The sequence below is a fragment of the Pseudomonas sp. TNT2022 ID1044 genome (genome assembly GCF_028656895.1).
In the GTDB taxonomy this organism is placed as follows: Bacteria; Pseudomonadota; Gammaproteobacteria; order Pseudomonadales; family Pseudomonadaceae; genus Aquipseudomonas; species Aquipseudomonas reinekei.
Genome location: NZ_JAMDHB010000014.1, coordinates 156,589 through 181,113 on the forward strand (window position 1 = coordinate 156,589; position 24,525 = coordinate 181,113).

The following is a 24,525-nucleotide window of genomic DNA, read 5'->3' on the forward strand; positions in this document are numbered from 1 at the left end:
GCGATTACGGTCTGAGGGCATTCGATTGGGGCGCTCCAAGGAGCGCCCACTGACAGCTTCACGGAATTTTCTCTTCCACGAATTTATCTTCTGGAAAGAATGATGCAATCTTGGTGATTGCATTATTCAGGAAGCCCTGCGGATTTACGTAGTCAAAGCTGTAGCGCCCGGAGCCGTGATTAACGCCCCAAACGCCTTTCTTTTTACCCTTGGGTCGCCACCACATTTCCCCAGCGATGCGGGCCGCTTGCAAGCCGGTCATGCTTGGGTGACCCCGCTTTGGATCTTTCAAGTCCTCAGCGATGAACAAGCTGCCGTCTTTTCCGATCGCCCAAATCAGGTTTTTGGTCTTCGGATTTATGATGACCTGAGGGAATCGCCGCACAAGGGTTCGTTCCTTAGCCAACGGATCGAACCGCTCAATAGCGGTATGGTTTGCACCTTTACCCTCAGCGGTGATCTCACTTTTTTCCAAGCGCTTCGGAGCGCGTAGCTTTCCATAGGTCGTGTTCAGGTAATTGGCGTAGTCTTGGTCTCGCTTGGCCAAAACCTTCAAGAACGAGCTATAAAAGTGCTCGACATCGACGTACTGAGCATTCGCCTTCTGATCCCTGAACCATCTAAGGAACAGATCAGCGAACAACAAGTCGTGCTCATAAATGGCAGATACCGCGTCGCCCAAAGGCGTATCAGTGGCATCGAGCAAAACCTTCAATACCTTTCGCTCCCCCCAATAGAGGTCAATGCTCCACTGCAGGCGAGCCATAGGGGTAGTGAGGAAGCTCAACTTATGAGCATTCCAGCGTTCAATGGCTGCGGCGTTAGCAACAGGTGACTCGTCGCCAGCTTCGAGCTTGTCCCCTTCGGCATAACCAATCGGTCGACCTGTTATCTCGTCCCGAATCTGCGAGATGGATACGAGCTTTATAGTGTGCGAGCACTTCTCTAGCTTGAGCGAGGAGTTCTGGCAAATCCCCTCCATCCAACGTTCTAGCTCGTTTAGAAGGATTGCCGCAGTGCCATGCGCGTATTTGAAGTCGAGACGGGCCTTTTTGTCAGCCGGGACGATACCGAGATCTGGTACCAATATTTCGTGCGGCGGCAGCCAGGTCTGTTTCTTTTCGTCCCACTGACTGAACTCCAAGGCCCAGCGATTACTGAGTAACTCCCTTACCTCGTCAGACGCTACAGATCCAATGTCTGCTTGTGCCTTGATGAACTCTTCAGCAGGCGCAATCTTCGCGCGAGCGTAAGGGCCGAGACGATCGTCGTGGACGTAAAGCCACTCTTTTCCGTCTCGGAAGTCGTATCCCACCAGCGTTACAGCATGACCACCTTTCAAGCACACCGGCTGACCGGTGGAGGTTTTCATCTCGTTTTTCAGCTCTTCGCGAGCGGCTTCATCGAGGCCTTCAATCTCCTCCAACGCCTCCAACGCATCAGCCTCCTGGATCTGCTTGTCAGCAGCCGTGGAGTTTTCCGGGCCGTAAACAACACCGGCTAGGATAATCGGCAAGTCACTGTCGACATGCGTAGAGGCATAGCTGTGGAACCACTTTTGGGTTTCCGTCGTGATTGTTGTTGAGTGGTAACGAAGGCCCTGAACGTCGAGTGATCGCTGAATCTGTTTATGAGTGAGGTGCTTGTTTGGAAAGCCGTTGTGAGAGCCGTCCACAAAATTCAGGGCAGCCGTGGTGATCTCACTGCACGATGGTACGTTTTTCACATCCCGACCTGGAAGCGCGTGCAAGGCGGCCCAAATCGCAGTGGTCGCGCAGGCGGAAACAACCTTGTCCTGCTCTTGGAAAGCGATCGAATTCACATGCAGCTTGATGCCAAATAGATTGACGTCGTACCGCTTGGCAATCTTCTTTTTGGTACCCGGCCCGGTACCTCGATCACCCGCGATGCGTAGACACGTTTTCCCGATGAAGGTCTTTTCGAGTGGCTTGATCACGACAAAACCCAGGTAGTTGTCTTGCAACCAGGCACGGCTGAGGTCTTGTCGGGCGCTGTCGATCATCATGCCATCGAGCGACTTATGGTCAAGTTTACAGCTGAAGAAGTGTAGACGCCCACAGACCTGACCATCGTTGCGGAAGCGCTTCAAGTAGTAGCGTGAGTAGTCTTCGAGGAAATCTCGATCGGTGTACCTAGGCTCAAGCAGAATAGACTTGGCGCCGAGAGAGCAAAGATAGTTGTAGAGGTACTTCACCTGCTCTTTATCGAAGATCTGCAGGTATTCGTAGCCAAAGCATTCGCGAATCAGGGCACTGAGTGTTTCGGCCTGAAATTCCGTGACAAGGTATGGGGTCATTGTTCTATGCGCAAAAAAAAGCAGCCACGGAGGGCTGCTTTTAGGACGGAAAAAAGTCAGAGACTGCAGGTACGAGCCAACATCTCATCGGTCACGGTTTGGGCTTTGGCCTGCTTGGCAAGAATTTTGGTCATCACGAACGTACGGGCTCGCGCCTTACGTAGGCGTTCCTCTTCCGTCGCGCCCATGTGTTTCCTGGCCTTATCATACAAAAGCTCAACGCTCATTCTCTGTCCCCTTTTTCCCACATTCCTAGTGGTAACGGTCTTGCTACGGTAGTCACTGACGAGGGTGACGCGGGTGCCACTTACGATGATTCTCGAAGGGGGCGGATTATACGAATCCGCTTGCCCGGTCGTCAGCTTCCTCAAAACCTTGCCGACGGATGGCATCCTTCACTGCTTCGACACAACGTTTTCGTTAACGTTCATCAAACCAAGGCTCTGCTCATGCAGGTACCTTGCGGCGTTTGGTACGGATCTCAGAAGCATTTAGCCTCTGGCTTTGCGTCGTGTTGATTCGGATCTCAATGCTGCTTAGGACAGCAGCTAAAGAGCGAGATCCAACGACGAAATTACGGTATGGATTAAGTATGGCACAAAGGAATTACGTTAAGCGATAGGTCTTTGTGACACGTCACACGCTTTCCGGTTCGCTTCACGCATCCATTCCCCAATCAGTTTCACTTTCTTCTTTCGCGATTCGATGATCAAAATCTCTTTGCTGTGAGCCTAGCTGAGGCTTTGAGATTTGCCTCCAATTCAATGCTCAAGCGAGCGTAAATCGATGCGAAAAGCCGTGCGTGCTTGCATTGAGCCACTACGCCGAGCAAAATTCGCCATCGAAACGGATGTCAGAAGGTAACCAGCGTGTCGCTCTCAGGGATTTTCAGCTCTGCTCATCAACGCAGAAGCTTTCTGCTGGCCAGCGGTGGCCTGTTACTTCTTTGCTTTTTGGCCACTCTGTGGATCGCCAATCGCCCTGAGCAATCTCCGTCGATGGAGACCTTCAACAGCTTTTTAAACTCGGTCGTTGCAAGTGGTGCATTCGCCATTCTTTCGACGCTCTACATCTCATTTTTTGTCGATCCGAACGAGGTGCAGAAAGCAGCAGTCGTCCTGCCTCAAGATATTTCGCAGAACCTTGAGAGGATCGTCGCCGATTCGGTTGACTATCAAATCAGCGTACGAACAGGTCGACACTTTCGTGCTAAGACACTTCCCAGACTCCTTGAGCAAGCCAAAAAACACAGGCAACCAATTCGCGTCGACGCTATCCTGCTGGACTTCAGGGACGAAGCCATTTGTGAGCAGTATGCCCGGTTCCGGCGAAGCGCTACGTTCGACGGCCCCCTGTGGAGCGTTGAGTACGTCCAGTCTGAGGTTTTGGCAACCATCCTCGCTATCGCACGCGCCAAGAATGAGTATCCACTGTTGCTCAACGTACAGCTGTATTTGAGCAAGCGCTTGTCTACGTTCCGAATTGAAGGCTCGTCTCAAGAGCTCATCGTCACGCGCGAAGATCCGAAAGATTTTGCCTACAGGTATCATCGCTCTCACCGTGACTATGCGGCATACGCTCATGAGCTAGGACTGATTCGCACAGAAGCTTCCAACGTTGACGTTCCCACCAACGTTGCGCCCACCGAAGTGCTTCAAACGATGTTCGGACTTGGCACTATTCCAGCGACGGTGATAACTGCGGCTGAGCAAGCGGTAGGCGGTCGTTCTCCTTATGCCTAGTAACCTGCCCTTCCTTAACCGGGAGCAACTGGGCACCACATCGACGTCCAACATAAAGGAAGCACTAAGAGCCTGGATCATTGAGACCAAGCCTCATTGCCTCAAGCATCCGCACGGGTTCTACGTCATGTTGTTGAACCGCTCGGACGACGAAGAGTGGCGCCTGCACCTTTGGCCCAGCAGCCACCGCCAAATCAGTGGAATGCCCGCTGGCATCCATCTGCACGATACCCATGTGAGTAGTCGCATTCTTGCCGGCAAACTGACGAACATTCAGTACGCCAGCACTCTGCTAGATGCAGGTACGACATCAGGTCATCCTGTGTACGAAGTGATCTACAAAGGGGATCGTTACGTTCGTCGAACGGCGAACACCCTACGCAAAACGAATGTGAGAGAGGCTGTGAGTGAAACTGAACGGCGCTGTCTACGAGTCGGTGAGTCTTACCGTATCGAGCGCTACACCCTTCATGAAGCCGTCGTTGACCCAGACGTCGCTACATGCACCCTGGTTTGCATGCATGATCGTGCAGAGGGGGTAGTTAAGCTGATTGGAGTCGATGGTTACCCAGATGAGCTTTCGTTCGTCCGCACAGAGCATGACGGGGCGATTTTCCTGGATTACCTATAATCCCCATGCCTGCGAGCGGAGATCACCGCCGCATAAGCATCATCGCTTTCATAAATGCTGAACCGTCCAGCCTTGGTCAATCAGCTTTCGGCAATTCTCCTCGAATAGCGCATCCTCTCCCAACGAGCGCTTGCTAATAGCCAGGCAAATCAAGTGCGTCGGTCGAGTCATTGCCACATACATCGCAAGAAGCCGCTGGGTAATACGAACACCAAGCTTTTTGCGCCCATGGCAACACTCACCCACCATCCATGGCACCAAGCTGCCGAGAAACGGCTCGTGACGGAAGGTTTCCAACACCAGCGTCGCGGTGTGCGTCTGCCCCTTGTTTGAGTGGATGGAGCCGAGCTTGATGTCGACCGTCCCGTGATCATGAATACTCCGGTAAGTATTCACTGCCAGCGCGGCCCCTCCCTCCCGAACAATCTCTTGGCTCTCGTCCACCCAGGCCAAGTATTCCCGAGTCGTGTCGGATCGCGCGCTGAGGCCAGAGAGCGCCAAAGCGAGGTTGCAAAAACGCTGGGACAGAGTCAGCCAACGGCCTTGGCTGATGAAGTCCGACTTGAAGAGAACCTCAACTATCAGTTGCTGATATTGCTCCAGATCTTTCGGGTCGGTGAAGAGTTGCTGAACCTGAACGTGCTGTCGGGCCCCCACCTTGATCTTTGTGGAAGTGTTCGACAGGTTCACAAGGTGGAGCAATGCGCGCGCTATCTCCTCTACTCCGTGATGCGCTGTATCACCCTTAGCAAGGTGACGACGGGCTAGGCGCACCCGTTCCACAAGGGTCGAAGGCCTATAGCTAGAACGGCCAGCGTTGCGATCATACGACTCCCAGTAATGCCCAACGGTCTTTGGATAATGCGTAGCGTCTTTATCCTCAGGATTGATGTCCTTATGCGTATAGCCCAACGCAGTGATCAGTGCTTTCTGCAGAAGCGCGCGAGGAAGGTGATCCAGGACAAGCCGACCGTAGGCATTAAGCACTCCGCTACAGTCGCCATCCGGAAAGACGAATATCGTGTGAGGTGCCTGGAAATTGCTCTCCCTCCTGCGTAGCCCACGAAGCCTGTCCTCGACTGGGTAGAAGGCAAATGGATCTGCGAGTGATGCGATGGATGCGTCGAAGCGAAAGCTGCTTGCGATATCAACCGAGCGGGCCGTATCTGGAAAATCGCTACCCTTGGAGTGAACATCAGAATCAAAGATCGCCTGGTTAGGATCACCCACCCGAGTCACGCATATGCCTGGATTGTCCCTGGGGAAAATCGTGCTCAGGTACTTGTTCTGCATAGCCGAAGTGTCCTGCATCTCATCGACAATTACACAGGGAAAGCGATGCATGAGCCCTTGAGCGACGCCTGGTCGTTCTGCCAGTTGAGCCTTACCCAGGACGAAGATCTCGTCATAGCAGAAGTATCCACGCTTGGCTGCCTCTCCCATGGCTAAGGCCATGATCCTATAGGTGGGAGCCTCCTCCCCTGCCGGAAACTTGTTGCCTTTGAGCGGATCGGTGAAGTCAGTGCTGGTCAGTCTCAACTTCTCAGGACTGAACTTATTGAACTCAAACAGTGACTTGATCTTCGACCTGTCCTGATAAGTCATGCAGCTGAAGCGCATCCGATGTGTCAGCTCATCATCGATGGCTGTGAATCGGTGCCCGGCGGAAAGCAGCCACGGTGTGGCAAGAAATCGGCAGACAAACCCATGGATCGTGTCGATGTAATGGGGATAGCTCAACAGGCGCCTTCCCACCTCTGTGTCGCCCAGGCGATTTTCAATCTCATGACGTGCGACATTGGTGTGCGATAGCACGCAGATCCCTCGGGTTCTGCTTGTCCATTTGCGTGCGAGAATCGCCAGCTTGGCGACCACCAGAGTCGTCTTGCCACTGCCGGGACACGCAGACACATCCAACGTCTCGCGCGACCTCAGAAAGTTCAGCCGAGGCGCATTAAGCTCCTTGAGCCCCATGAGCTCGACAACCCAGTCGATGTCTTCACCCGTGATCTCGGGCACCAGATCCCGAAACGCGATCACCGAGGATCCTCCGCCTGTTCCAGAACCGTTTCCAACCGGGAGGTTACATAGGTAATCGCCTCGGTTATGTAAATTGGCAGCGCTTCCTGAATTTGCTCAAGGGGAAGCGCCTTGTAACCGAGACGGCCCTCAAGCAAGTCCACCAAATACTGCGCTGTGATCGCCTTGGATGCCTTCTTCTGGTGGAACAGGGCGTAGATGTGTGAACACAGATGCTCGTGGGACTCACTTGACTCAGTTAGTGCCTGGAACTCATCGCAGGCATCATGAATAACCTTCGTAGGCGTCTCTCGCTCCTCGTTGAGAGCATCATCATTTTCAGCAAGCCGGGCGGCGATCAGAACCTGCTGTGCAAGCCCCGCAAACGCGAGGTCATACTCAAGCGTCCAATGATCGGCAACGAAGGTTTGAACATTCTGCCCGTCGTTGACCCTGAGTTTCTGACGTCGTTCGGCCAGGCCGGCCATTTGACTTTGCTCGTCATTACCATAATGCCTGACCGCCTTCCAGCGACGGAATTTACCTGTCCATCTTGGATCATCGTCATCGTCCACATGCCCGAGGATGACTGGGGCGCAGTTCGGCATCACGTCCATGTCCGCCAAGCAGGCAACCGGCAGATGCAATGTCCCTTTATCCGGGTTCGCCCTCTGTAGGATGCGGGAATACCGACCCAAGCCCGTGCTGCCCACGTTCACCACTGATACACCGTGTTTGGTGAAATCCTTGCCCAGGATCTTGGCGATTGCCGGTAGCAGGATTGCTTCACCATCCCCCTCCACGACGAGCACTCCTCGTGCAAAAAAAAGGTTCGCCTTGGTAACGTCCAGAAACCGGGCCAGAAACCGGTAGTCACCAGCATCGAGCTTTGTGTGCTGCTTGCCCAGAGAGTAGGCCTTATGGCGATGCATCAGTACCAGGTTGTCCAGGGCGATCTTGGAGCTAAGGTTGGGGCTGTGGGTCGTCAAAATGACCTGCACAGAGCGTGCCGAATTTGCAGGCACCGGATCAGCTATTTGAGGATCAGCGGTTTGAGATTCCTTTGCAACGAGAACGGGCGCGTCTGAGGGGGGTACTGCCGCTATCGGAAAGTTGTGCTGCTCAGGAGTATCGGCCCCGTAAGGGATGTTCGGCGCTCCCAAGCCTTCAGCTGTCACCGATGGGGTGTAATCAGGGCCCGCAGCAGCGCTCAAAAACTCCATTAGGCGCAGCTGCCTCTGCGGATGCAGGTGAGCTTCAGGTTCTTCGATGAGCAGCAAGGGAAGCCCATCAGGCTCGCGACCCAAGAGTAGTAGCTCACAGGCCATGAACAGCAGGTTGTTGGAACCGAGCCCGTAGGCTCCCCGAGTTTCACCAGAGTCCTGATCGAGTAAACTGAGCTCAAGACGTTCAAGGATCTGCCGCAGGCGTGCCGACTCCGACCCGCCTTCTACGAAATTGATCCGGCCATGCAGCTCATCTCCCTCAAGACCCAGGTGAGACAGGTAATCGTTGTTGACGGAGTTCTGGGCCTTTCTCACCCCTTCGTGCGAGTTGACCAGGTGCCGGAGGTACTCCGCGAGGCCCGCAAGGCTCAGAGAGGCAGGATCTAGATCCTCTTGCGATCGCTCACTGGTAAAGTCACTACCATTCTTAATGTCGGGAAAATTCTTCAGCACCTGCGACAGGCGAGAACCGCGACCGGACGACATTTCACGCTGTGCATCACGAAGCGGTCTCAGATACGCTGCTGCGAGCAACTGCCTAACATTGACGTCCAGGCTGGGGCCCCCACCGTTATGGCCACTACGCACCGCGATATCAACCCAGCGCCGCGCGAGCGTATCGTCATTGAGTCGACGAGCTGTCCAATGGACGTAAACGACAGCCTGCTCGCCGATAAAGGTGACGTACTCTGAAAGCGCACCCTGATCCGCAACCGACAGATCGGAGAACTTCGCAACAATCGTGATCTGATGCGCTTGCGATCCTTCCCCAGAAACGTGGAAATCTTCTGGCTGCAAGCGCACGTAATCACCGTCCCGGGTCTGGAGCACTAATCTGAGCGCATCGATGACGGAGGACTTACCTGCGTCGTTCTCACCCACAAGGGCGGTGACGCCTCTGTTGAACTCGATGAACAAACCCTGAGAGTCGGGGCCAAACTGCCGGAAGTTCTGAACCTTGAGTGCTGACAAATACATCCATGTTTTCCTGTCACAAACGGATTCTGGGTACGACGTTCAGCCAATACTACCGGATAGAGCTAATGCATCTCTCAATACAGAAGGTCTAATTTCCGAACGCGCGCTTGGAACTCACCATCTCTTGGCCCTCGAGGTCAGCCAGCTGCTGGCGGTCGTCGCGCTGGGCAAACGCACCATGACGCGAAGCACCATCCAGTCATGGAATGAGATCTACCACGGCCTCATGCCGGTGGAGATAGATGGCTGGCGACTCACCCTCTTCAATGACTGTGACACCCTAGACTACTGCGAGTACTGCAGGTCGCCAGATGGCCGAGTCGGGACACTTGAACTCTGGCAACGCGACGGGCCTGATCCTGTCGACCTAGTGAGTGCATGGGAGTGCGACCAGCTCGAACGTTTGCTCGCCGCGCTCTGAACTGTAACCGGAAAAGCCAGGTCTATCGCCTCTCGACGGGGAGCCTTGGGTATGGTCAAGTGTCTGAAAAAAATCAGATCACCTTCACCTCAGATTCCGAGGCCCAGGCTGCTGGATATCGAAAGGCAGGCAACTACAAGTAGTTGTTGCCTGTTGAAAGTCGGCCTCGCAAAACCGAGGCCGTTTCCAATTCGTACCGATTACCCTGATCCATCTAAGTCATGGCCCTTGGGAGCACCGCTGACTCGCTGCGAGCGTGTGGCTGGAGTTTTAGTTTTTGCTGAGCCCCAAGATCAGGTTAGCCAAACCTATACCAATCTTCAGCAGATCAAGTATCCGGTCAAACCAGAAGCGCTCGCTGGTAACGATACGAGTTGATTCTGGAGAGAGTTTATTTACTGACGATGTGTTGTCGGAGACTTGAGTTACAGGCACACAAACACATTTCAGCTCGCCCTTTTCGGAGCAAGCGGTACAGCCACGATGGTTTTCTGAGGTCATAGGAACGATCCCAATCGAAAAAAAGAGAAGGTGGAAATTTTTCGAAGGGGGATTAACGAAGGCGGTGCTTGTATCCGCTGAGTTCTGGGCCGTCCATGAAGAGTGGAACGCGCAGAGTTGCTCGTAGAGAGCGAGCAAGGAGGGCTTTGAGCTTAGCCAGGGCGGCAAGGCAAAACGCTAAAACGCCGATCCAGTATTTGTACTGGCGGGATAATACGGACGATGGGCCAAAGGCATCGAAGGCATGGTCAATCGCTTCCAGTGCCAAGAACGCACGGTCGAGGCTGCTGCTGATCATCCTGTGATCGTGCAAGCCCTCAGCGAGATCAAGAGCGTCAAGCGCAGCCTTAGCCCGTCGAACTGCATGAGTATCAGCCTGAACACTTTCGCGCTCAAGTCTGTCAAATTCAGCCCTCAGTTCTTCGATGACGGCATCAACCTCATAGGCTTCGGCCGGAGGTCGTACTGTTGATAGTTGATCGTCCATACGGATTCTCATTTATTGACACGCATCCAACATAACGAGCCCGTTTGGGAACTTCAACCAGTTTTCTGTCGGATTAACATATCTACAGCTGAAGCTCATCTGAGAATCCCAGTTGAGCATTTACTCCTTCAGTGCAAAAACTGGGTTCATGTCATCAATGCTCACGTTGACCTTCGGCTTGCGAATCATGCCCCTTAGTCGCTTAACGGAGTAACTCACAGACACTATGGCGAACTGACCATTCTCGAGGTCGACGAATTCGATTTCATCCCCTGGTCGCAGGCCAAGAGTAGTTCGTACCAGGACAGGGATGGTGATTTGGCCTTTAGCGTTCAAGGTGGCTGTAGCCATGAGGGATACCTAAGCGATTGAGCACCTGCATGATAGCCGAGCTGTGCGGTAGGCCACTTAACATCAAGACATGGGGGCGAGCCGGGCTTTGGCCCGAAGAAGCGACAACCAAAGGAGCTTCTTTCGAAATCCACACTCGGCGCATGACAAGCGCTTCAAGCGCGGATAATGTCAGTTCCATGAACGACTCAAATCCTGCTTCATCCGTATCCACGATCCTTTCTCGCAGTGAGACGGATGGCACAGACGCTTCAAAAAATGACCAGGAGCTTTGCGAGTTTCTGACGCTGTTAGAGGACGACATCCTGGGTAACCCTGGGAAGCTGATCGCCCTCGATTCAACTCTCCAGGTTCGCCTCGATTCTTTGATCGGCTGTATCGATGTTGACATCAACTCTCCGCTCTCAGCGGATGATGAATGAATGCTCGGCACTGGCGCAATGGACGGCGCCTGCAGTCAGGATGGAGCGAGAGCTGGATGGCTCGTAACCTGTACAAACTCCAAGTAAGGTTTCCCATGCCATGAGCATCGAAGCAAAACTCCTTCATCTCCAAGCTATCCAAAACCTCCTCGCGCCATACCGCTATCTGTATTGCGTAGACCTTGAGGCAACCTGCGATGAGATTGAGAAATCTGAGCCGCCACGTTCGCTCACAGTCGCCCCCGAGCAGATGGAAACAATTGAGATTGGCCTGGTGGTGATTGATTTGGAGTCACTTGAAATCGTCGACGAATTCCAGCGCTTCGTCAGGCCTCAGATAAATCCTACCCTGACCGAGTTCTGCAAAAAGCTTACGTCCATACAACAACCCGACGTGGATGGTGCCCGAACCTATCGAGAGGTTGGCGAAGAGTTACGAACGTTCACTGCGCGTTATCCAAACGCGGCTTGGGCGTCATGGGGTGACTACGATGCAAGACAGCTTGAGCGCGATGCTGGCTTTGCCGCGTGCCGTTCCCTGCTCGAAGGCCTACAGCACTTCAACGCAAGGAAGTGGCACAAAGGTCTGTACGACAATCAGCCGAAAGGGCTCAAGCAAATTGTAGAGTGGATGGGGTTGGTTTGGCAGGGTACCTATCACCGAGGCATTGACGATGCTCGAAATGTCGCGACCATCGTTATTGAGATGCTCGCCTGACTTTAATCCGGGCGCTGCCCGAAGGAGCGCCATTAACAATCAGCCTAGGTGCTGCTTACGACATAGCTGACGTGCCCCGCATCGTAACTACCTAAGCGGTTGAGAAGGTCTGACTCCCGAGCAAATGCACGACTCCGATCGTGTGAATGGTGCCCTGGCTCATGCGCGGGCTGTTCCACCATCTCACGGATACGCTGTTCAACGAGTGTATCGATCACAGAACCACGAAGGGCTGAATTGGTTCGGCCTAATCCGGTTTAAATACGCAAAAATATCGGAATTTTTTCGACGTTACCTTCCGTACATCCCAGGCACGACGGGGGATACAGGCCTCCATCAAATCCGCAAAACCAGTCGGTGAGCCGGGCCCATTGGCCCGAAGGAGCGACCTCTCCACTTACGTCGCACCACAGCTTAGCTATGAGCATGCGATGACTCAAAACCACGCTTCCGGAGCCGGACACGTCAACCCGCTGTGAAGCTTTATGTTGATTGCCTAAGTGGTTGCTGAACAGAAAAAACAAAGCCCCGGAGGTTCGCGGCTCCAGAGCTTCTATTTTCGCCTCCATCCCTTAATGGTTTGGCGAACGTGGGCCGGGACATTACCAGCGTCGTTTTGATATTTCACTACGACTTTGGATAAACGTGTTCGATCAGCGACGCATCGAGGAAAACGTTATGGCGTGTTTACCATGGACGCCATTTCAACAGGAGGGCTGCAAATGGATCTGAAATTCAGTCACGTAGATGTACTGGTCAAGGATCTCGACGAGGCCTGTGCTTACTACGCGCAGATACTTAACGCCAGGATCTCCAAAACGCTCGTATGGGAACGAGGTGGTCTGCATGTGCGCTACGCGATTGCGCTGATGGGCCAAGAGCGTTTCATGTTGGTACAGCCGTTGGCGGGGAACCTGAAAGAGCTGTTGGATACGTCGGGTGAAGGGATGATTTACCGCCACTGCTACTCGACACCGAACATCGAGAAAGCCTACGACGAATTGATGGCCGCCGGTGTTCAGCCAGAAGACGAAAATGGAAATCCATTGGCTCGTGCGAACCTGCAATCCCCGTCTGGGGCACGCATCATTTGGTTGCCCAAACGTTTCGGACACTTCTCTATTGAGATACTGGAAGACAAGGCGCTGGAAGCATTTATCGAGGCCGCGTTTTCCTAAGAACATTCCGCAGTGGGCATGGGCGTCGTTAGTAGGCCAAATGACGTGAGGACGTCGAGCCGGGCTTAAGCCCGAAGGAACGACAGGCATCGTCGTTTTAGCTTCTTAGAACAAAGAACTCTGGCTTCGCTAGCAGGAGGAATCAATCAGACTTTATAGTCGATTATAGAGCGATTATAGAGCGATTATAGAGCGATTATAGAACGTGCCCGAAGCCATCCGCGTCGTCAGCACCCAATGACCTATTGATCGATTCCACTACCCCATTTTGCCCGACCATTTGCTGAAGGATCTGGGCGACTGAAAGGAGTATGAAATGCTAAACCGTCCCGACAAAGACTCGCTTCGTGCGATGCTCGAATCTCAGGTTCAACAAAAGCTACTGGACGATCCGGACGCGCTAACGACTTATGCAGCGCAGCGAGACCCTGAGCGGAAGCCCTACGTTAGCAAACGCACAGTCCAGGATAAGGCTTTTGACAAAGAGCTTGATCAGATGCGAGCCGATGCTGAAGCCGGAGTAATACGTAAACCAGAAGGTCTGCAGACGGGCGGAGACGGGCCTAATCTTGCACTTGATGATTATCCAGGGTTGAAGCCAGCGGCAACTGCATTAAATGAATGGTGACTCTCTAAGTTAGTGATGGCGGTGGCGTCTCTCCTGCAGCCTGATCACCCCATCCGTAAGGCTTGAGTCGACGTGACCTGGTGGGCTCTGATGCTGCGACTCAACCACTTACCGGCGCTCACGCACAGATCTTTTTGCGCGTCGCCATTTCAATTCTGAGTTCGCTGATCAAATTCGAGATCGCCCGACTGGACGTGAGATCCGCTGCCCGCACTCCGGGGACAAAGAGTTCCACAGCGCCCGAAGATGGTTCAACCATCTTTATCAAAAGCGCTCCTTTCGGGTTCACTGAGCAGGTGCAGGAGCGAGGTAATAAACCGCTTTCAATGATGTGTCTGAGCTCCAAAGCGGAAATCATCGGCCTACGTCCTAATGAGAAATTTCATCTGAGTCTTGTCCATGAAACCTAGGAGTCAAGGAACGCGCCGAAGCAAAATTCACGACGAAATGTTTCGCCTGCTGTGGGAATGAACAACGTAAACCGGGCGAAGCACCAATCCGGATGAGTTTGGATTCAATATTGGTTGCTTGGAAGACTTCAATCCCTATGACTTGGAAAACGTTTCAGTAGCCGATGGAAGTCAATGGGGCGAACCTGCAGACCTGTACGCGTAACGAAAATTTGCTCGGGAAGCCGGGCCCATTGGCCCGAAGCAGCGACCACCCCATTTACGTCGCACCACAGCTTAACTCTGTGTAGGCGATGCCTCACACACACTATGATTTGAACACAACCTGCTCTCCCACCTCCCGCGAAGTCTCTGTCCTCACAGGAATCATTGCGCCCTGCCATAAATTGTCTCAGCTCAGTCCTGCATAATTGTTGTAATCATGGAGTCATACCGGTACTCCTAAAGCACCAGTTTCAGCAGGGAACGCACCATGCATTCAAGATTCAGGGTCATCGAAACCACCAGAATGGATGATGGCATCAAGCAATATCGGGTTGTCGATCTCGTCGAGGGAGGCTCTGCTAGCAAGCACGGTGTGTTCAAGGCCAGGGTAGAGGCAGAGGCCGTTTGCTCGCTCCTGAATGCCGAGCACCCGCGCCAGAGTGGTGTAAGTCGTACCTCCCTGAGTCTTTGATCCACTCGTTTCTGAACGCCATGCGCCTAAGGCTTTGTAGGACTGCTGAACGCTTATAGCGCAGTCATGGGTTCTCGATCTGAATGTACGTTTTGAAGGCGCTCCAGATTCAGTCGCTGACATTCAGCCTCGGCTTCTTCTCGGGCTTGATAGGTAGTCGTCAGACGTAGTTTTTCTTCGTTGTCATAGATGTTGAAGCCTATGGGCGCAGTCTTGCAGTAGAAGCGCGCTCCGTTACGCAATGATCCCGTTTCTGTTGGTATTGCAGGGACAACAACAAATCTCGAAATCATCTTCAAGCCCTCTCCAATTCCCCTTAACTATTAGCGGCTGTTTGCCACCATAGCAAGGATGGAACATTGGTTTCCGATGAGGGGCACGACCGGCCACTGGCGCTGGCTAAAGTCGTTTAAGGGTTCGAGAATTGTGTTTCTAAAACTCACCCACTGGTACGCTGAGCTCTTCCACGGAGGAATCACCATGTCGAACGCCGACCTGCTCCCTTTCCTACTGCTCAGGATCAATCAGAACCAATTGGCCCTCGAAGCCGCAAACATGGAGTTTACGCTGTGGGTCGAACAGCGTGGCGCGGGTGAAGTTGGCGGCAATGTGCTCGGCGCACTGCAAATTTTCAGCAAGAATGAGGAGTTTATCAACATGACGCTTGCGGTGCTGATGACGCCGGATTGACTTCTTCATGACAGACAGCTAACGGCTTGGGATTCAACCGGTCGATGCAACAGCATTGGTTCAATCTTTCAGCGGGTGTTTCGTAGTTAGGAGCTTGCCGGAGAAAATGTCCGGGTTGAGACTCGCTCGTCCTGCAGCCCCGCCATACTGTTCAACATGACCATGAGGGAAACTAGACGCAGCCTATGCACGTTGCTGCTTACAGCCATCGGGTTTAGTGTACAAAATCTCCGTTTTCTGCATCCTCCCCGTATAGGACAGGGCGGCACCTTACCGGAGGGTAGGTGTTGCGCTCAGTCTTCGCAGCCGCCCGGGATAAAAACCAACTCACAATAAAAAGGGCTCATCAATCGAGCACTTTTTTACGCGTGATTACAGGAAACTATATGTGTAGTTAAAAATTAGGCGAGTCTGGTCTTGGTCGGCAATGCTTTCACCGCCGCCACGGTAAGTACCGTGACGCACAGTGGCCCCGAAGCCTTTGAGCACACCTGTTTGGAATAAGTAGTCGACACGCATGTCGCGTTCCCACTCAGAGTAATCGCCGGTGCCACTCTTGTTCTTGATGTCGTCGCCGCTCAGATAGGCGATCGACGCTTTCAAGCCTGGCACGCCGAGGCGGGCGAAGTCATAGGAGTACTGGCCGAAAGTGGTGTTTTCACCAGCGCGGGCGAACTGGTTGACCATGCTGTCGGTGAAAAGGTAGAAGCTAGAACCACCGGCGCCTTCAGGGCGGTTGTTGCTGTCGCGTACGCTACCCTGGTTAAGCCAGACAAAACCTCCATCGTCGCCAACTTGCTGGTGGCCCAGCAAGAACGCATGACCAACCAGGGTGTAGGTGAACATGGCGCTCCAGGTCTTGTTGGCGACCTCGCCAGTGTTCGCGGCAAAACCACCATTGTTGTCGAAGGCATAACCGGCTTGGCCGTTCTTGCCATCGGAACGGCTGTCGAAGTAGCGCAGGTCGGTCTTAAACGATTGGTCAGTGCCGATCGGGAAGACGTGAACCAGGCCCAGGAAATTTTGCGTGTAGTAATTTTCCAGGTTCGAGTAGTAGTACTGAAGAGTCAGATCTTTGGTGACCTTCCAGTCTACACCGCCAAAACGGAACTGGTTGCTGTCCTGGGTACCACCGGAAACGGCAAGGCCGGTGCGGTTGGTCGAAGCACGACCATAGGCGTGTTCCATCTGGCCGGCAGTGATGGTCAGGTTGTCGATTTCCTTGGAGGTTACGATGCCACCATCAAAGGTTTGCGGCAGCAGGCGACCGTCGTTCGCGATCAGGATCGGTAGGTTTGGCGCGAGGGCACTGCCTAGGTGACCTTCAGTTTTGGAGATGCGTGCCTTGACGTTGCCGCCGACACGGCTCCACTCATCTACCGCCGAACCATCGGTGTCACTTGGGACGAAGGTGTTGCTGTCCGGGTGGTGTCCCTTTCCGCCATCGAGGTGAATACCCCACAGCGCTTGAGCGTCGAAACCGATACCAATGGTACCTGGCGTGAAGCCGGACACGTAATCGAGCTTGAAGCCCTGGGCCGACTCGCGCTGGTCAGCACCGCCTTCTCGGTTGTCGGCGTTGTAATACATGGTTCGGGAACTGAGCGCGGCTTTGCTGTCTTCAATAAAACCGGCAGCGCCGGCTTGCTGGGCCAATACCCCGGAGGCCACGGCAAACGCCAAGCTGGATTTGTACATGTATTGCTCCTGTGGTTTCTAATTCTTGTGTTCATAGGCCGGGGTCTTATTGCCGCCTGGCCGCTGATGCGCGATTAGCACCAGTGTCCTCTCTCGCAAACAAGTTGCCTCTTGACGACTGCCTGTCGCCACCATGCTGCGTTGCGAATCCTCGCCAAAGCCCAGCCATGACTCGTCGCGGCGCCTTGCCTGACAGCAGGCGGTCGTCAAAAGGCAACTTATTTGCGAGACAAGACACTAAGGCATCCACGTATCGGCTGGGTGCATGCTACGCAAGTCAATTAAAAGCGATTGAACATTACGAAATTGTAATCATCTGATCATGTCCCCGTTATCTCCAGATTGCCACGATATAAATCGGCAACCGTATGGGAGGGCAATTCGCTTCCTGTAGAAAATAAAATTAAGCCGATGAACGTTCTCGTTCTGCCGAACCTAAGGAGTGATGGATGAATAACAACACAAAATTTTCGATGGCCGCGTTGGCAGTGGTTGTGAGTACCGGGCCATCCATGGTTTTTGCTGAGGAAAAATCTGGGGGCTTTATCGAAGATAGCAGCCTTAGTGTGCTCAACCGAAATTTCTACTTCAACCGCGATAATCGCGACGGTCAATCAAGCGCGACAGGCAACGGTTATTCCGAAGCTTGGGCGCACGCCATTATCAGTAAATTTGAGTCTGGATTTACACAAGGAACTGTGGGAGTGGGCGTCGACGCGTTCGCTATGTTAGGGTTGAAACTCGACACGGGTGACGGCCGTAATGGCGGCCGTAGTTCGTTCGATGTACTCCCCGTCAATAGTGAAGGGGAGGCTAGTGACGAATACACCAAAGTTGGTGGCGCGGCAAAAGTTCGCGCCTTTGACACTGTAGTAAAGGTCGGCGACGTATTCCCATCTAACCCAGTTGTTGCCGCGGGTGACTCCAGACTTCTGCCAGAAAGCTTCACTGGTGTAACGGCGACCAACACCAGCATTGACGGATTGACAGTTCAGGGCGGTCGCTTGCACGCCATGAGCCAGCCAACTTCCAGCAATATGCGCGATAACTTCGCGACATTCTATGCTGGGCCTGTTAACTCGCCGTGGGTCGGTTACTTTGGCGGTGACTACAATCTGAATAAGAACGTGATTGTAAGCCTCTATTCCAGCCGTCTCAAAGACGCATGGAATCAATATTATGCCGGCACGGGATTGAACTACTCACTGTCGGATGAACTCTCCGTATTCGGCGGTGCGAACTACTACAAAGCCGTCGACGAAGGCAAAAAACTGCTGGGTGAGTTCAACAACAATATTTGGAGTGCTAAAGTCGGCGTGAAGTATGGCGCACACTCTGTCGCACTGTCTCACCAACGAAATAATGGTAACGACGACTTCGACTATCTGCGTCAGTCTGACTCCATCTTTCTTGACAACTCAATCCAGTATAGCGACTTCAACTCGCCGAAAGAACGCTCATGGATGGTTCGTTACGACCTCGACATGAGTTCCTATGGCGTGCCTGGCTTGACGTTTATGACACGATACGGTCGCGGCACTGACGCTGATTACTCCAACGCTAACGCAACCTACATGCGACGTGATGCTGACGGGAACCCGTTGACTGACCAGAAACGTTGGGAGCGCGACATCGAAGTAAAATACGTCGTTCAGACAGGTTCCTTGAAAGACATGTCTTTCCGCCTGCGTCAAATGAACACTCGTGCAACCGCGTTTGAGTCTGACCTGGATGAAGTACGTGTGATTGTTGAGTATCCATTAGCGATCCTGTGATATCGAACGGGGCGACTCGTGTTGCGAGCGTCCCGCTCCTCCGAAAGTTACAGAAATGTCATTTTTCAATCATCTTCATGTTAGGTTCAGTTTTTTATACTTGTCGTGAGTTGATAGAGTTCTAGCTAGCGCATCTGGCTGGGACTCTATAGGCAAGTAGCTAGTCTGTGAAAGTCTGAACTCAATGCTGTTCAGTTGTAATATCCGTTCACCTTTGGAAGCTCCTTTGCTCCTTTGGAAAAGGTGAATTTTTAAGACGTCCTCCGGGACGTCTTTTTTTGGCCTGTCGAATCTTGAGCAAATAAAAAACGCCCGACACCCTTAAATAACGAAGTGGGTCGCGCGTTAATGATTCGTACGATAGCAACGCAGCTATTAACCGCCTCGTTTACGACAGTCTCCAGCGACCGTGTAAGTGATCGTATTGAGCTGTCCTTCGGAATCCTCATAAGTCATTGCAGCGGGCACTACTGCGCAGACTTTCGCAGGGCGCACCACACTGATCACCTTCACCACATCCACCTTCATCCCGTATTCGTATGGCCTCGGCACAGGAGCGCTCTTTCCCTGGCTGATCGCGTACTGCTCCATAGCTTTAGTATTGGCAGCCATCATTTTCTCAAAGGTTTTATCTCCCCCACCCTCAGCAAGCAAGTTTGAAGAAATAACTAAACCTCCGACTATAGCGAAGAAGTTCATAAATTTCATATTCTGTACCTCATCTAATAACAGCTACGAGAATATCAATCTAAACATTGCGACGGCGTGGCACGAAAATTACAAGTATGTAAGCTAGCTATCCATAAAAAAACCCGCCACCAGCAATCTGGAGACGGGTTCTTCCCAACGTGCATCACTACATTTCTTTTGCCGTCTCATTTTTTGCATCACTTGACACCACCGGGGCACTCTTCCCTTCTCTAGCTAAATATTTCTCCATTGCCGAGTCATTCGCCGCCATCATTTTTTCGAAGGTTCTATCTCCGCCACCCTCCGCCAACGCAGCGGAAGAGAGAACCAAAGCGCCCGCGAGAGCAAATATTTTAGTAATTTTCATTCTGACACCTCATATAGATAACGCTATTAGGGTATCAATCCGAACCTATCATCACGGTGGCACCAAGATTACAGATCCGTAATGTAACGTGCGTAAAAAAACCCGCTACTGAATCTCAGCAGCGGGCTTTAAAATCGAAGAACTATACTGTTACTGTTTTTTCTTCTTCTGCTTCATCCTCATCTCGACGGTGCGCCCAGTGATACAGCGCAGGCAGTATCAACAGGGTCAACGCAGTTGAAGACAGGATGCCGCCGATCACCACGGTAGCCAGTGGTCGTTGGACTTCTGCCCCGGTTCCGGTGGCCAGAGCCATAGGAATAAAGCCAAGGGAGGCCACCAGTGCTGTCATCAACACTGGGCGTAGCCGTGTAAGTGCCCCTTCATTGATCGCGGAACTCAACGAATATCCCTCCTCTCGAAGATTGCGGATGAACGCAATCATCACGAGACCGTTCAGCACCGCCACCCCCGATAACGCGATGAAACCAACTCCCGCTGAAATCGACAGCGGGATATCGCGTAGCCACAAAGCCATCACTCCGCCCGTTAATGCAAAGGGAATCCCCGTGAATACCAACAGGCCATCCTTGAGGTTGTTGAACATCATGAACAGTAGGGCGAATACAAGGAGCAGGGCTACCGGGACGACAATCTGTAAGCGTTTGGCGGCTGATTGGAGTTGCTCGAACTGCCCACCCCAGTTTATCCAATAGCCGGCCGGGATTTGCACCTGCTGATCAATGACGCTGCTGGCTTCCTGTACAAATGAGCCGATATCCCGTCCACGCACGTTGGCGCTCACAATTACCAGACGCTTACCGTTTTCACGACTGACCTGGTTCGGCCCCAGCACCAGATCCAGGGTTGCTACCTCTGAGAGCGCAATGAAAGCGATCTGATCGGCGTTGCCGTTAAGCAACGCCGGCACCGGAATCAGCAGCGTGGCCAATTCCTCGAGGTCTTTGCGCATGACGTCGGATAAACGCACCACCATGTCGAAGCGACGGTCTCCTTCGTACATAGTGCCGGCCTGGCGGCCACCAACCGCCACCGCAATGGTGTCTTGTACGTCGCCAACATTCAGACCGTAACGTGCGGCTTTGTCACGATCGATGTTGATGGTCAGCACCGGCAGCCCCGTTGTCTGCTCAACTTTGACTTCGGAAGCACCATCGACCTTTTGCATGGACGAGGCAATTTTGGCAGCGGTGCTATTCAGCACAGCCATGTCATCGCCAAAGACCTTGACCGCCACGTCACTACGTACGCCTGAAATCAACTCGTTAAAACGTAATTGAATGGGCTGGGAAAGCTCATAGTTGCTGCCGGGCATAGCGGACGTAGCTTTTTGGATATCGGCTATCAAAGCTTCTCGGGATTTATTGGGATCAGGCCATTGATCCTTGGGCTTGAGCATTACGTAGCTATCAGAGATGTTGGGCGGCATTGGATCAGAAGCGATCTCTGCGGTACCTGTACGAGCAAACATCCGTTCAACTTCAGGCACCTTTGCCAGTACAAGTTTTTCGAGACTCTGCTGCATTTCTACCGATTGTGTCAGGCTGGTGCCCGGTACACGCAATGCTTGCAGGGCCAAATCCCCTTCGCTAAGGCTCGGCACAAACTCACTACCCATTCGACTGGCGACCACACCGCACACAGCGATAACGCCGAGTGCCATGGCGAATGCCAGCGACCGATGTCCCATGACCCAGTCAAGCGCGGGGGCATAGACTCGGCGCGCCCCTCGCATGACCGCGTTCTCTTCTTCCTTAACCTTGCCAGTCACGAACATGGCAATCGCCGCAGGAACAAAAGTTACGGACAGCAGCATGGCACCCAACAAAGCGATCACGACGGTAAACGCCATTGGGTGGAACATTTTCCCTTCGACGCCGGTGAGTGCAAAAATCGGCAAGTACACGACCATGATAATCAACTGACCAAAAATCAGCGGTCGTCGGGCTTCCTTGGCTGCTGCAAAGACCTCGTGAAAGCGTTCTGAGCGAGTGAGGATTCGCCCATGATGTTGTTGCGCATGGGCCAGACGCCGGATGGCGTTCTCGACAATAACTACCGCACCATCGACGATGATGCCAAAGTCCAACGCCCCAAGACTCATCAGGTTGGCGCTGACCTTGTTGGTGAACATACCGGTGAAGGTGAAGAGCATGGCCAGCGGAATGACCATGGCTGTGATCAGCGCGGCGCGAATATTGCCAAGGAACAGAAACAGAATCGCGATCACCAGGATCGCACCTTCAATCAGGTTCTTCTTAACCGTGGCAATTGCTTTGTCCACCAAATTGGTACGGTCATAGACGGTGACCGCCACCACACCTTTTGGCAGTGAGCGGTTGATTTGCTCCAGTTTAGCGGCAACGGCCTGAGACACGGTTCGACTGTTTTCGCCAATCAGCATGAAGACCGTGCCAAGTACAACTTCACGACCGTTTTCGGTAGCCGCGCCAGTGCGCAACTCACGCCCAATATCCACGGTCGCGACATTCTTTATGCGGATTGGCGTGCCATCGACATTGGCCATCACAATGTTGGCGATGTCGTCGGTAGTCGCCACTTGGCCAGGCGCACGAATCAGCAGTTGTTCGCCGTTGTGTTCAATGTAGCCGGCACCGACGTTGGCGTTGTTCCGCTCCAGCGCAGTCACAAGGTCGGTCAGTGTCAGTTTGTAAGCCGCTAAACGTTTCGGATCGGGAGCAATCTGATACTCCTTGGCGAAGCCGCCAATGGTGTTGATTTCTGCGACTCCCGGAACATTGCGCAACTGGGGTTTGATGATCCAGTCCTGGATCACCCTCAGGTCGGTCGGCGTATATGGAGTGCCATCCTCCTTGACTGCACCTTCCTCGGCTTCGACCGTCCACAGGAAAATCTCACCCAGACCGGTTGAGATCGGCCCCATGACCGCTTCCACACCCTCGGGAAGTTGCTCCTTGGCTACTTGCAAACGCTCGTTGACTAATTGCCGGGCGAAGAAGAGATCGGTGCCTTCTTTGAATATCACCGTGACTTGCGACAGGCCGGAGCGTGAGAGGGAACGTGTCTGCTCAAGAGCGGGCAAGCCAGCCATCGCGGTTTCGATGGGGAAAGTGATGCGCTGCTCAGTTTCTAGTGGCGAGAAACCTGCGGCGCCAGTATTGATCTGTACCTGGACGTTGGTAATGTCGGGTACGGCGTCGATCGGAAGCTTTTGGTAGCTGGCTATGCCAAGGCCGGCCATGAGGAAAACCGCGAGCAGCACAATAATGCGCTGCTCAATGGCAAATTGGATCAGGCGTTCGAACATGAGAACCTTCTCGTGGAAGTGGCGGATCAGTGGGCGTGTTCAGCCGAGGCTTTACCCAGTTCTGATTTCAGAATGAAGCTACCGGCAGCAGCAACTTGAACACCGGGCTCCAAGCCCCCTGTGATTTCGACCAAACCTGCCGCACGGCTACCCACCTCCACCGGCTTCGCCTGAAATCCGTCATCGGTTCGAACGAAAACGGTTGGTTTGTCTTCGACCGTCTGGATGGCGATTTCTGGCACCGCGACTCTCGTCTGTCGGGTATCGGTCTCAACCAGCACGGTCACGAATAACCCCGGACGCCAGGCACCGTTTGGGTTGGTCAAGGTCACCCGGACTGTTGCAGTGCGGGTCTGCTCACCCAACAAGCTTCCGACGTAAGCCACGGTTCCAGTGACTTCGGCGTTCAGCTCTGTTGCACTGACCGTGACAGACTTACCAACCACTACCTTGTTCAAATCTTTGGGAGAGACACCAAAGGTCACCCAAACGCGTGATAAGTCAGAAAGCGTAAACGCGTTAGTGGTTTCACTGACGACCTCACCGAGCCCCAGATGCTTTTCGACCACGACGCCATCGAATGGCGCACGTAATTCATACCGATTACCGCCGCTGGCCACCGAGCTACCACTGAGTACACTGATTTTTTGGCGAGCATTGCTGAGAGCGATTTCGGCCTCTTGTAATGCCTGACGAGCCTGAAGAAAATCCTGTTCGGCGGAGATTTTGTCCTGCCATAACTGGCGCTCACGTTCGTAGGTGGTACGCGCTAACTCAAGACGGCGTTGCGCAGCAGCTTGCTCACTGCGCTGGTCAGAAATTTGTTGGCTGGCGATGACGGCCAGTAACTGACCTTTTTTAACCTGCTGGCCCAGATTGACATGTACCGACTCGACGACACCGGGCACCCGGGGCACAACATGCGCTGTGCGGTCTTCATCGAAACGAATTTCTCCAGGAAAGGGCAATGAAAGGCTGATGCTCTGTGCCTTGGCTTCGACCAACTGAATACCAGCCGAGTTGATCTGCTCGTCGCTCAGTGTCAGATGACCTTCTTCCTCCTCGCCTTCGGCATGCTCGCCCTCAGCTGACTCCTTTGCGGCACCCTCGTTGCCGTGTTCGTCGTGTTCGTCGTGACCGTCGTGGCCCTGTTCTTCTTGCGCCTGAGGCTCACTGGACGGTGCCGAGGAGCTACCCATCCAGAGGGAACCGATTCCTATGCCCACCGTCAGGGTCAGTGCGGTGACAAGGATTTGTTTTTTATCCATGGAGACTCCCTGCGCAACTCAG

22 protein-coding genes and 1 pseudogene are annotated in these 24,525 nt (G+C 53.3%); 10 read left to right on the plus strand and 13 right to left on the minus strand.

What is annotated here, in order from left to right; all coding sequences use genetic code 11:
• Positions 1-58: 58 nt before the first annotated feature.
• Positions 59-2,317 carry a hypothetical protein gene (locus tag M5G20_RS18700; protein WP_046819768.1) on the minus strand — a complete coding sequence of 753 codons (2,259 nt, stop codon included), beginning with the start codon at positions 2,315-2,317 and terminating at the stop codon, positions 59-61.
• Between the two features lie 56 nt (positions 2,318-2,373).
• Positions 2,374-2,544 (minus strand): hypothetical protein, encoded by a 171-nt coding sequence (locus M5G20_RS18705; protein ID WP_160309965.1) that lies wholly within the window; start codon positions 2,542-2,544, stop codon positions 2,374-2,376.
• A gap of 642 nt (positions 2,545-3,186) precedes the next feature.
• Between M5G20_RS18705 and M5G20_RS18710 the strand changes: the two genes are divergently transcribed.
• Together M5G20_RS18710 and M5G20_RS18715 are read left to right on the plus strand one after the other, a co-directional pair.
• Complete coding sequence (locus tag M5G20_RS18710) at positions 3,187-4,059, plus strand: hypothetical protein (protein ID WP_152670450.1); 873 nt, start codon at positions 3,187-3,189, stop codon at positions 4,057-4,059.
• Complete coding sequence (locus M5G20_RS18715; RefSeq protein WP_046819771.1) at positions 4,052-4,690, plus strand: hypothetical protein; 639 nt, start codon at positions 4,052-4,054, stop codon at positions 4,688-4,690. Before M5G20_RS18710 ends, M5G20_RS18715 begins: the two co-directional genes overlap by 8 nt.
• A gap of 48 nt (positions 4,691-4,738) precedes the next feature.
• On the opposite strand, the gene M5G20_RS18720 is transcribed toward M5G20_RS18715, so the two are convergent.
• Both M5G20_RS18720 and M5G20_RS18725 read right to left on the minus strand, forming a co-directional pair.
• On the minus strand, positions 4,739-6,730 hold the full coding sequence (locus M5G20_RS18720; RefSeq protein ID WP_046819772.1) for a UvrD-helicase domain-containing protein: 1,992 nt from the start codon (positions 6,728-6,730) through the stop codon (positions 4,739-4,741).
• On the minus strand, positions 6,727-8,913 hold the full coding sequence (locus tag M5G20_RS18725) for an AAA family ATPase (protein ID WP_046819773.1): 2,187 nt from the start codon (positions 8,911-8,913) through the stop codon (positions 6,727-6,729). The genes M5G20_RS18720 and M5G20_RS18725 overlap by 4 nt, the downstream gene beginning before the upstream one ends.
• Between M5G20_RS18725 and M5G20_RS18730 the strand changes: the two genes are divergently transcribed.
• Positions 8,894-9,334: a DUF7693 family protein gene (locus M5G20_RS18730; protein WP_235431892.1), complete on the plus strand. Its 441-nt coding sequence runs from the start codon at positions 8,894-8,896 to the stop codon at positions 9,332-9,334. The two genes, M5G20_RS18725 and M5G20_RS18730, sit on opposite strands and share 20 nt — an antisense overlap.
• A gap of 5 nt (positions 9,335-9,339) precedes the next feature.
• Positions 9,340-9,477: pseudogene (locus M5G20_RS18735) on the plus strand (endonuclease); the annotation flags it as partial.
• 127 nt (positions 9,478-9,604) lie between these two features.
• Here the strand turns inward: M5G20_RS18735 and M5G20_RS18740 are convergent.
• The 3 genes from M5G20_RS18740 to M5G20_RS18750 form a co-directional block, all read right to left on the minus strand.
• Positions 9,605-9,835: a hypothetical protein gene (locus M5G20_RS18740; protein ID WP_152670451.1), complete on the minus strand. Its 231-nt coding sequence runs from the start codon at positions 9,833-9,835 to the stop codon at positions 9,605-9,607.
• A 52-nt stretch (positions 9,836-9,887) separates the two neighbouring features.
• Entirely contained in the window at positions 9,888-10,322 is a 435-nt protein-coding gene (locus M5G20_RS18745) for a hypothetical protein (RefSeq protein ID WP_046819774.1), read from the minus strand.
• Positions 10,323-10,442: 120 nt separating this feature from the next.
• Positions 10,443-10,673 (minus strand): AbrB/MazE/SpoVT family DNA-binding domain-containing protein, encoded by a 231-nt coding sequence (locus M5G20_RS18750; protein WP_046819775.1) that lies wholly within the window; start codon positions 10,671-10,673, stop codon positions 10,443-10,445.
• 179 nt (positions 10,674-10,852) lie between these two features.
• On the opposite strand from M5G20_RS18750, the gene M5G20_RS18755 reads away from it, so the two are divergent.
• From M5G20_RS18755 to M5G20_RS18770, 4 genes are all read left to right on the plus strand, one after another.
• A complete protein-coding gene (locus M5G20_RS18755) occupies positions 10,853-11,095 on the plus strand; it encodes a type II toxin-antitoxin system PrlF family antitoxin (protein WP_273920298.1) in 243 nt (80 codons plus the stop codon).
• A 100-nt stretch (positions 11,096-11,195) separates the two neighbouring features.
• Positions 11,196-11,813 carry a 3'-5' exonuclease gene (locus tag M5G20_RS18760; RefSeq protein ID WP_046819776.1) on the plus strand — a complete coding sequence of 206 codons (618 nt, stop codon included), beginning with the start codon at positions 11,196-11,198 and terminating at the stop codon, positions 11,811-11,813.
• Positions 11,814-12,535: 722 nt separating this feature from the next.
• Positions 12,536-12,991, plus strand: coding sequence for a VOC family protein (locus M5G20_RS18765; RefSeq protein ID WP_046819777.1), 456 nt, complete (start codon positions 12,536-12,538; stop codon positions 12,989-12,991).
• Positions 12,992-13,307: 316 nt separating this feature from the next.
• Complete coding sequence (locus M5G20_RS18770) at positions 13,308-13,619, plus strand: hypothetical protein (RefSeq protein WP_046819778.1); 312 nt, start codon at positions 13,308-13,310, stop codon at positions 13,617-13,619.
• 118 nt (positions 13,620-13,737) lie between these two features.
• On the opposite strand, the gene M5G20_RS18775 is transcribed toward M5G20_RS18770, so the two are convergent.
• Positions 13,738-13,977 (minus strand): DUF1652 domain-containing protein, encoded by a 240-nt coding sequence (locus M5G20_RS18775; RefSeq protein ID WP_080957104.1) that lies wholly within the window; start codon positions 13,975-13,977, stop codon positions 13,738-13,740.
• 1,208 nt (positions 13,978-15,185) lie between these two features.
• Between M5G20_RS18775 and M5G20_RS18780 the strand changes: the two genes are divergently transcribed.
• Positions 15,186-15,395, plus strand: a complete 210-nt coding sequence (locus M5G20_RS18780; protein WP_046819955.1) for a hypothetical protein — start codon at positions 15,186-15,188, stop codon at positions 15,393-15,395.
• A gap of 372 nt (positions 15,396-15,767) precedes the next feature.
• Here M5G20_RS18780 and M5G20_RS18785 read toward each other — a convergent pair whose 3' ends face one another.
• On the minus strand, positions 15,768-17,093 hold the full coding sequence (locus tag M5G20_RS18785) for an OprD family outer membrane porin (protein WP_046819781.1): 1,326 nt from the start codon (positions 17,091-17,093) through the stop codon (positions 15,768-15,770).
• Between the two features lie 449 nt (positions 17,094-17,542).
• Between M5G20_RS18785 and M5G20_RS18790 the strand changes: the two genes are divergently transcribed.
• On the plus strand, positions 17,543-18,868 hold the full coding sequence (locus M5G20_RS18790) for an OprD family porin (RefSeq protein ID WP_046819782.1): 1,326 nt from the start codon (positions 17,543-17,545) through the stop codon (positions 18,866-18,868).
• A 375-nt stretch (positions 18,869-19,243) separates the two neighbouring features.
• Here the strand turns inward: M5G20_RS18790 and M5G20_RS18795 are convergent, their stop codons facing one another.
• The 4 genes from M5G20_RS18795 to M5G20_RS18810 form a co-directional block, all read right to left on the minus strand.
• Positions 19,244-19,576 carry a DUF2790 domain-containing protein gene (locus M5G20_RS18795; protein ID WP_046819783.1) on the minus strand — a complete coding sequence of 111 codons (333 nt, stop codon included), beginning with the start codon at positions 19,574-19,576 and terminating at the stop codon, positions 19,244-19,246.
• 148 nt (positions 19,577-19,724) lie between these two features.
• Positions 19,725-19,925, minus strand: a complete 201-nt coding sequence (locus M5G20_RS18800) for a co-regulatory protein PtrA N-terminal domain-containing protein (protein ID WP_046819784.1) — start codon at positions 19,923-19,925, stop codon at positions 19,725-19,727.
• A gap of 142 nt (positions 19,926-20,067) precedes the next feature.
• Positions 20,068-23,235: a CusA/CzcA family heavy metal efflux RND transporter gene (locus M5G20_RS18805; protein WP_046819785.1), complete on the minus strand. Its 3,168-nt coding sequence runs from the start codon at positions 23,233-23,235 to the stop codon at positions 20,068-20,070.
• Between the two features lie 26 nt (positions 23,236-23,261).
• On the minus strand, positions 23,262-24,503 hold the full coding sequence (locus M5G20_RS18810) for an efflux RND transporter periplasmic adaptor subunit (protein WP_046819786.1): 1,242 nt from the start codon (positions 24,501-24,503) through the stop codon (positions 23,262-23,264).
• Between the last annotated feature and the right edge of the window lie 22 nt (positions 24,504-24,525).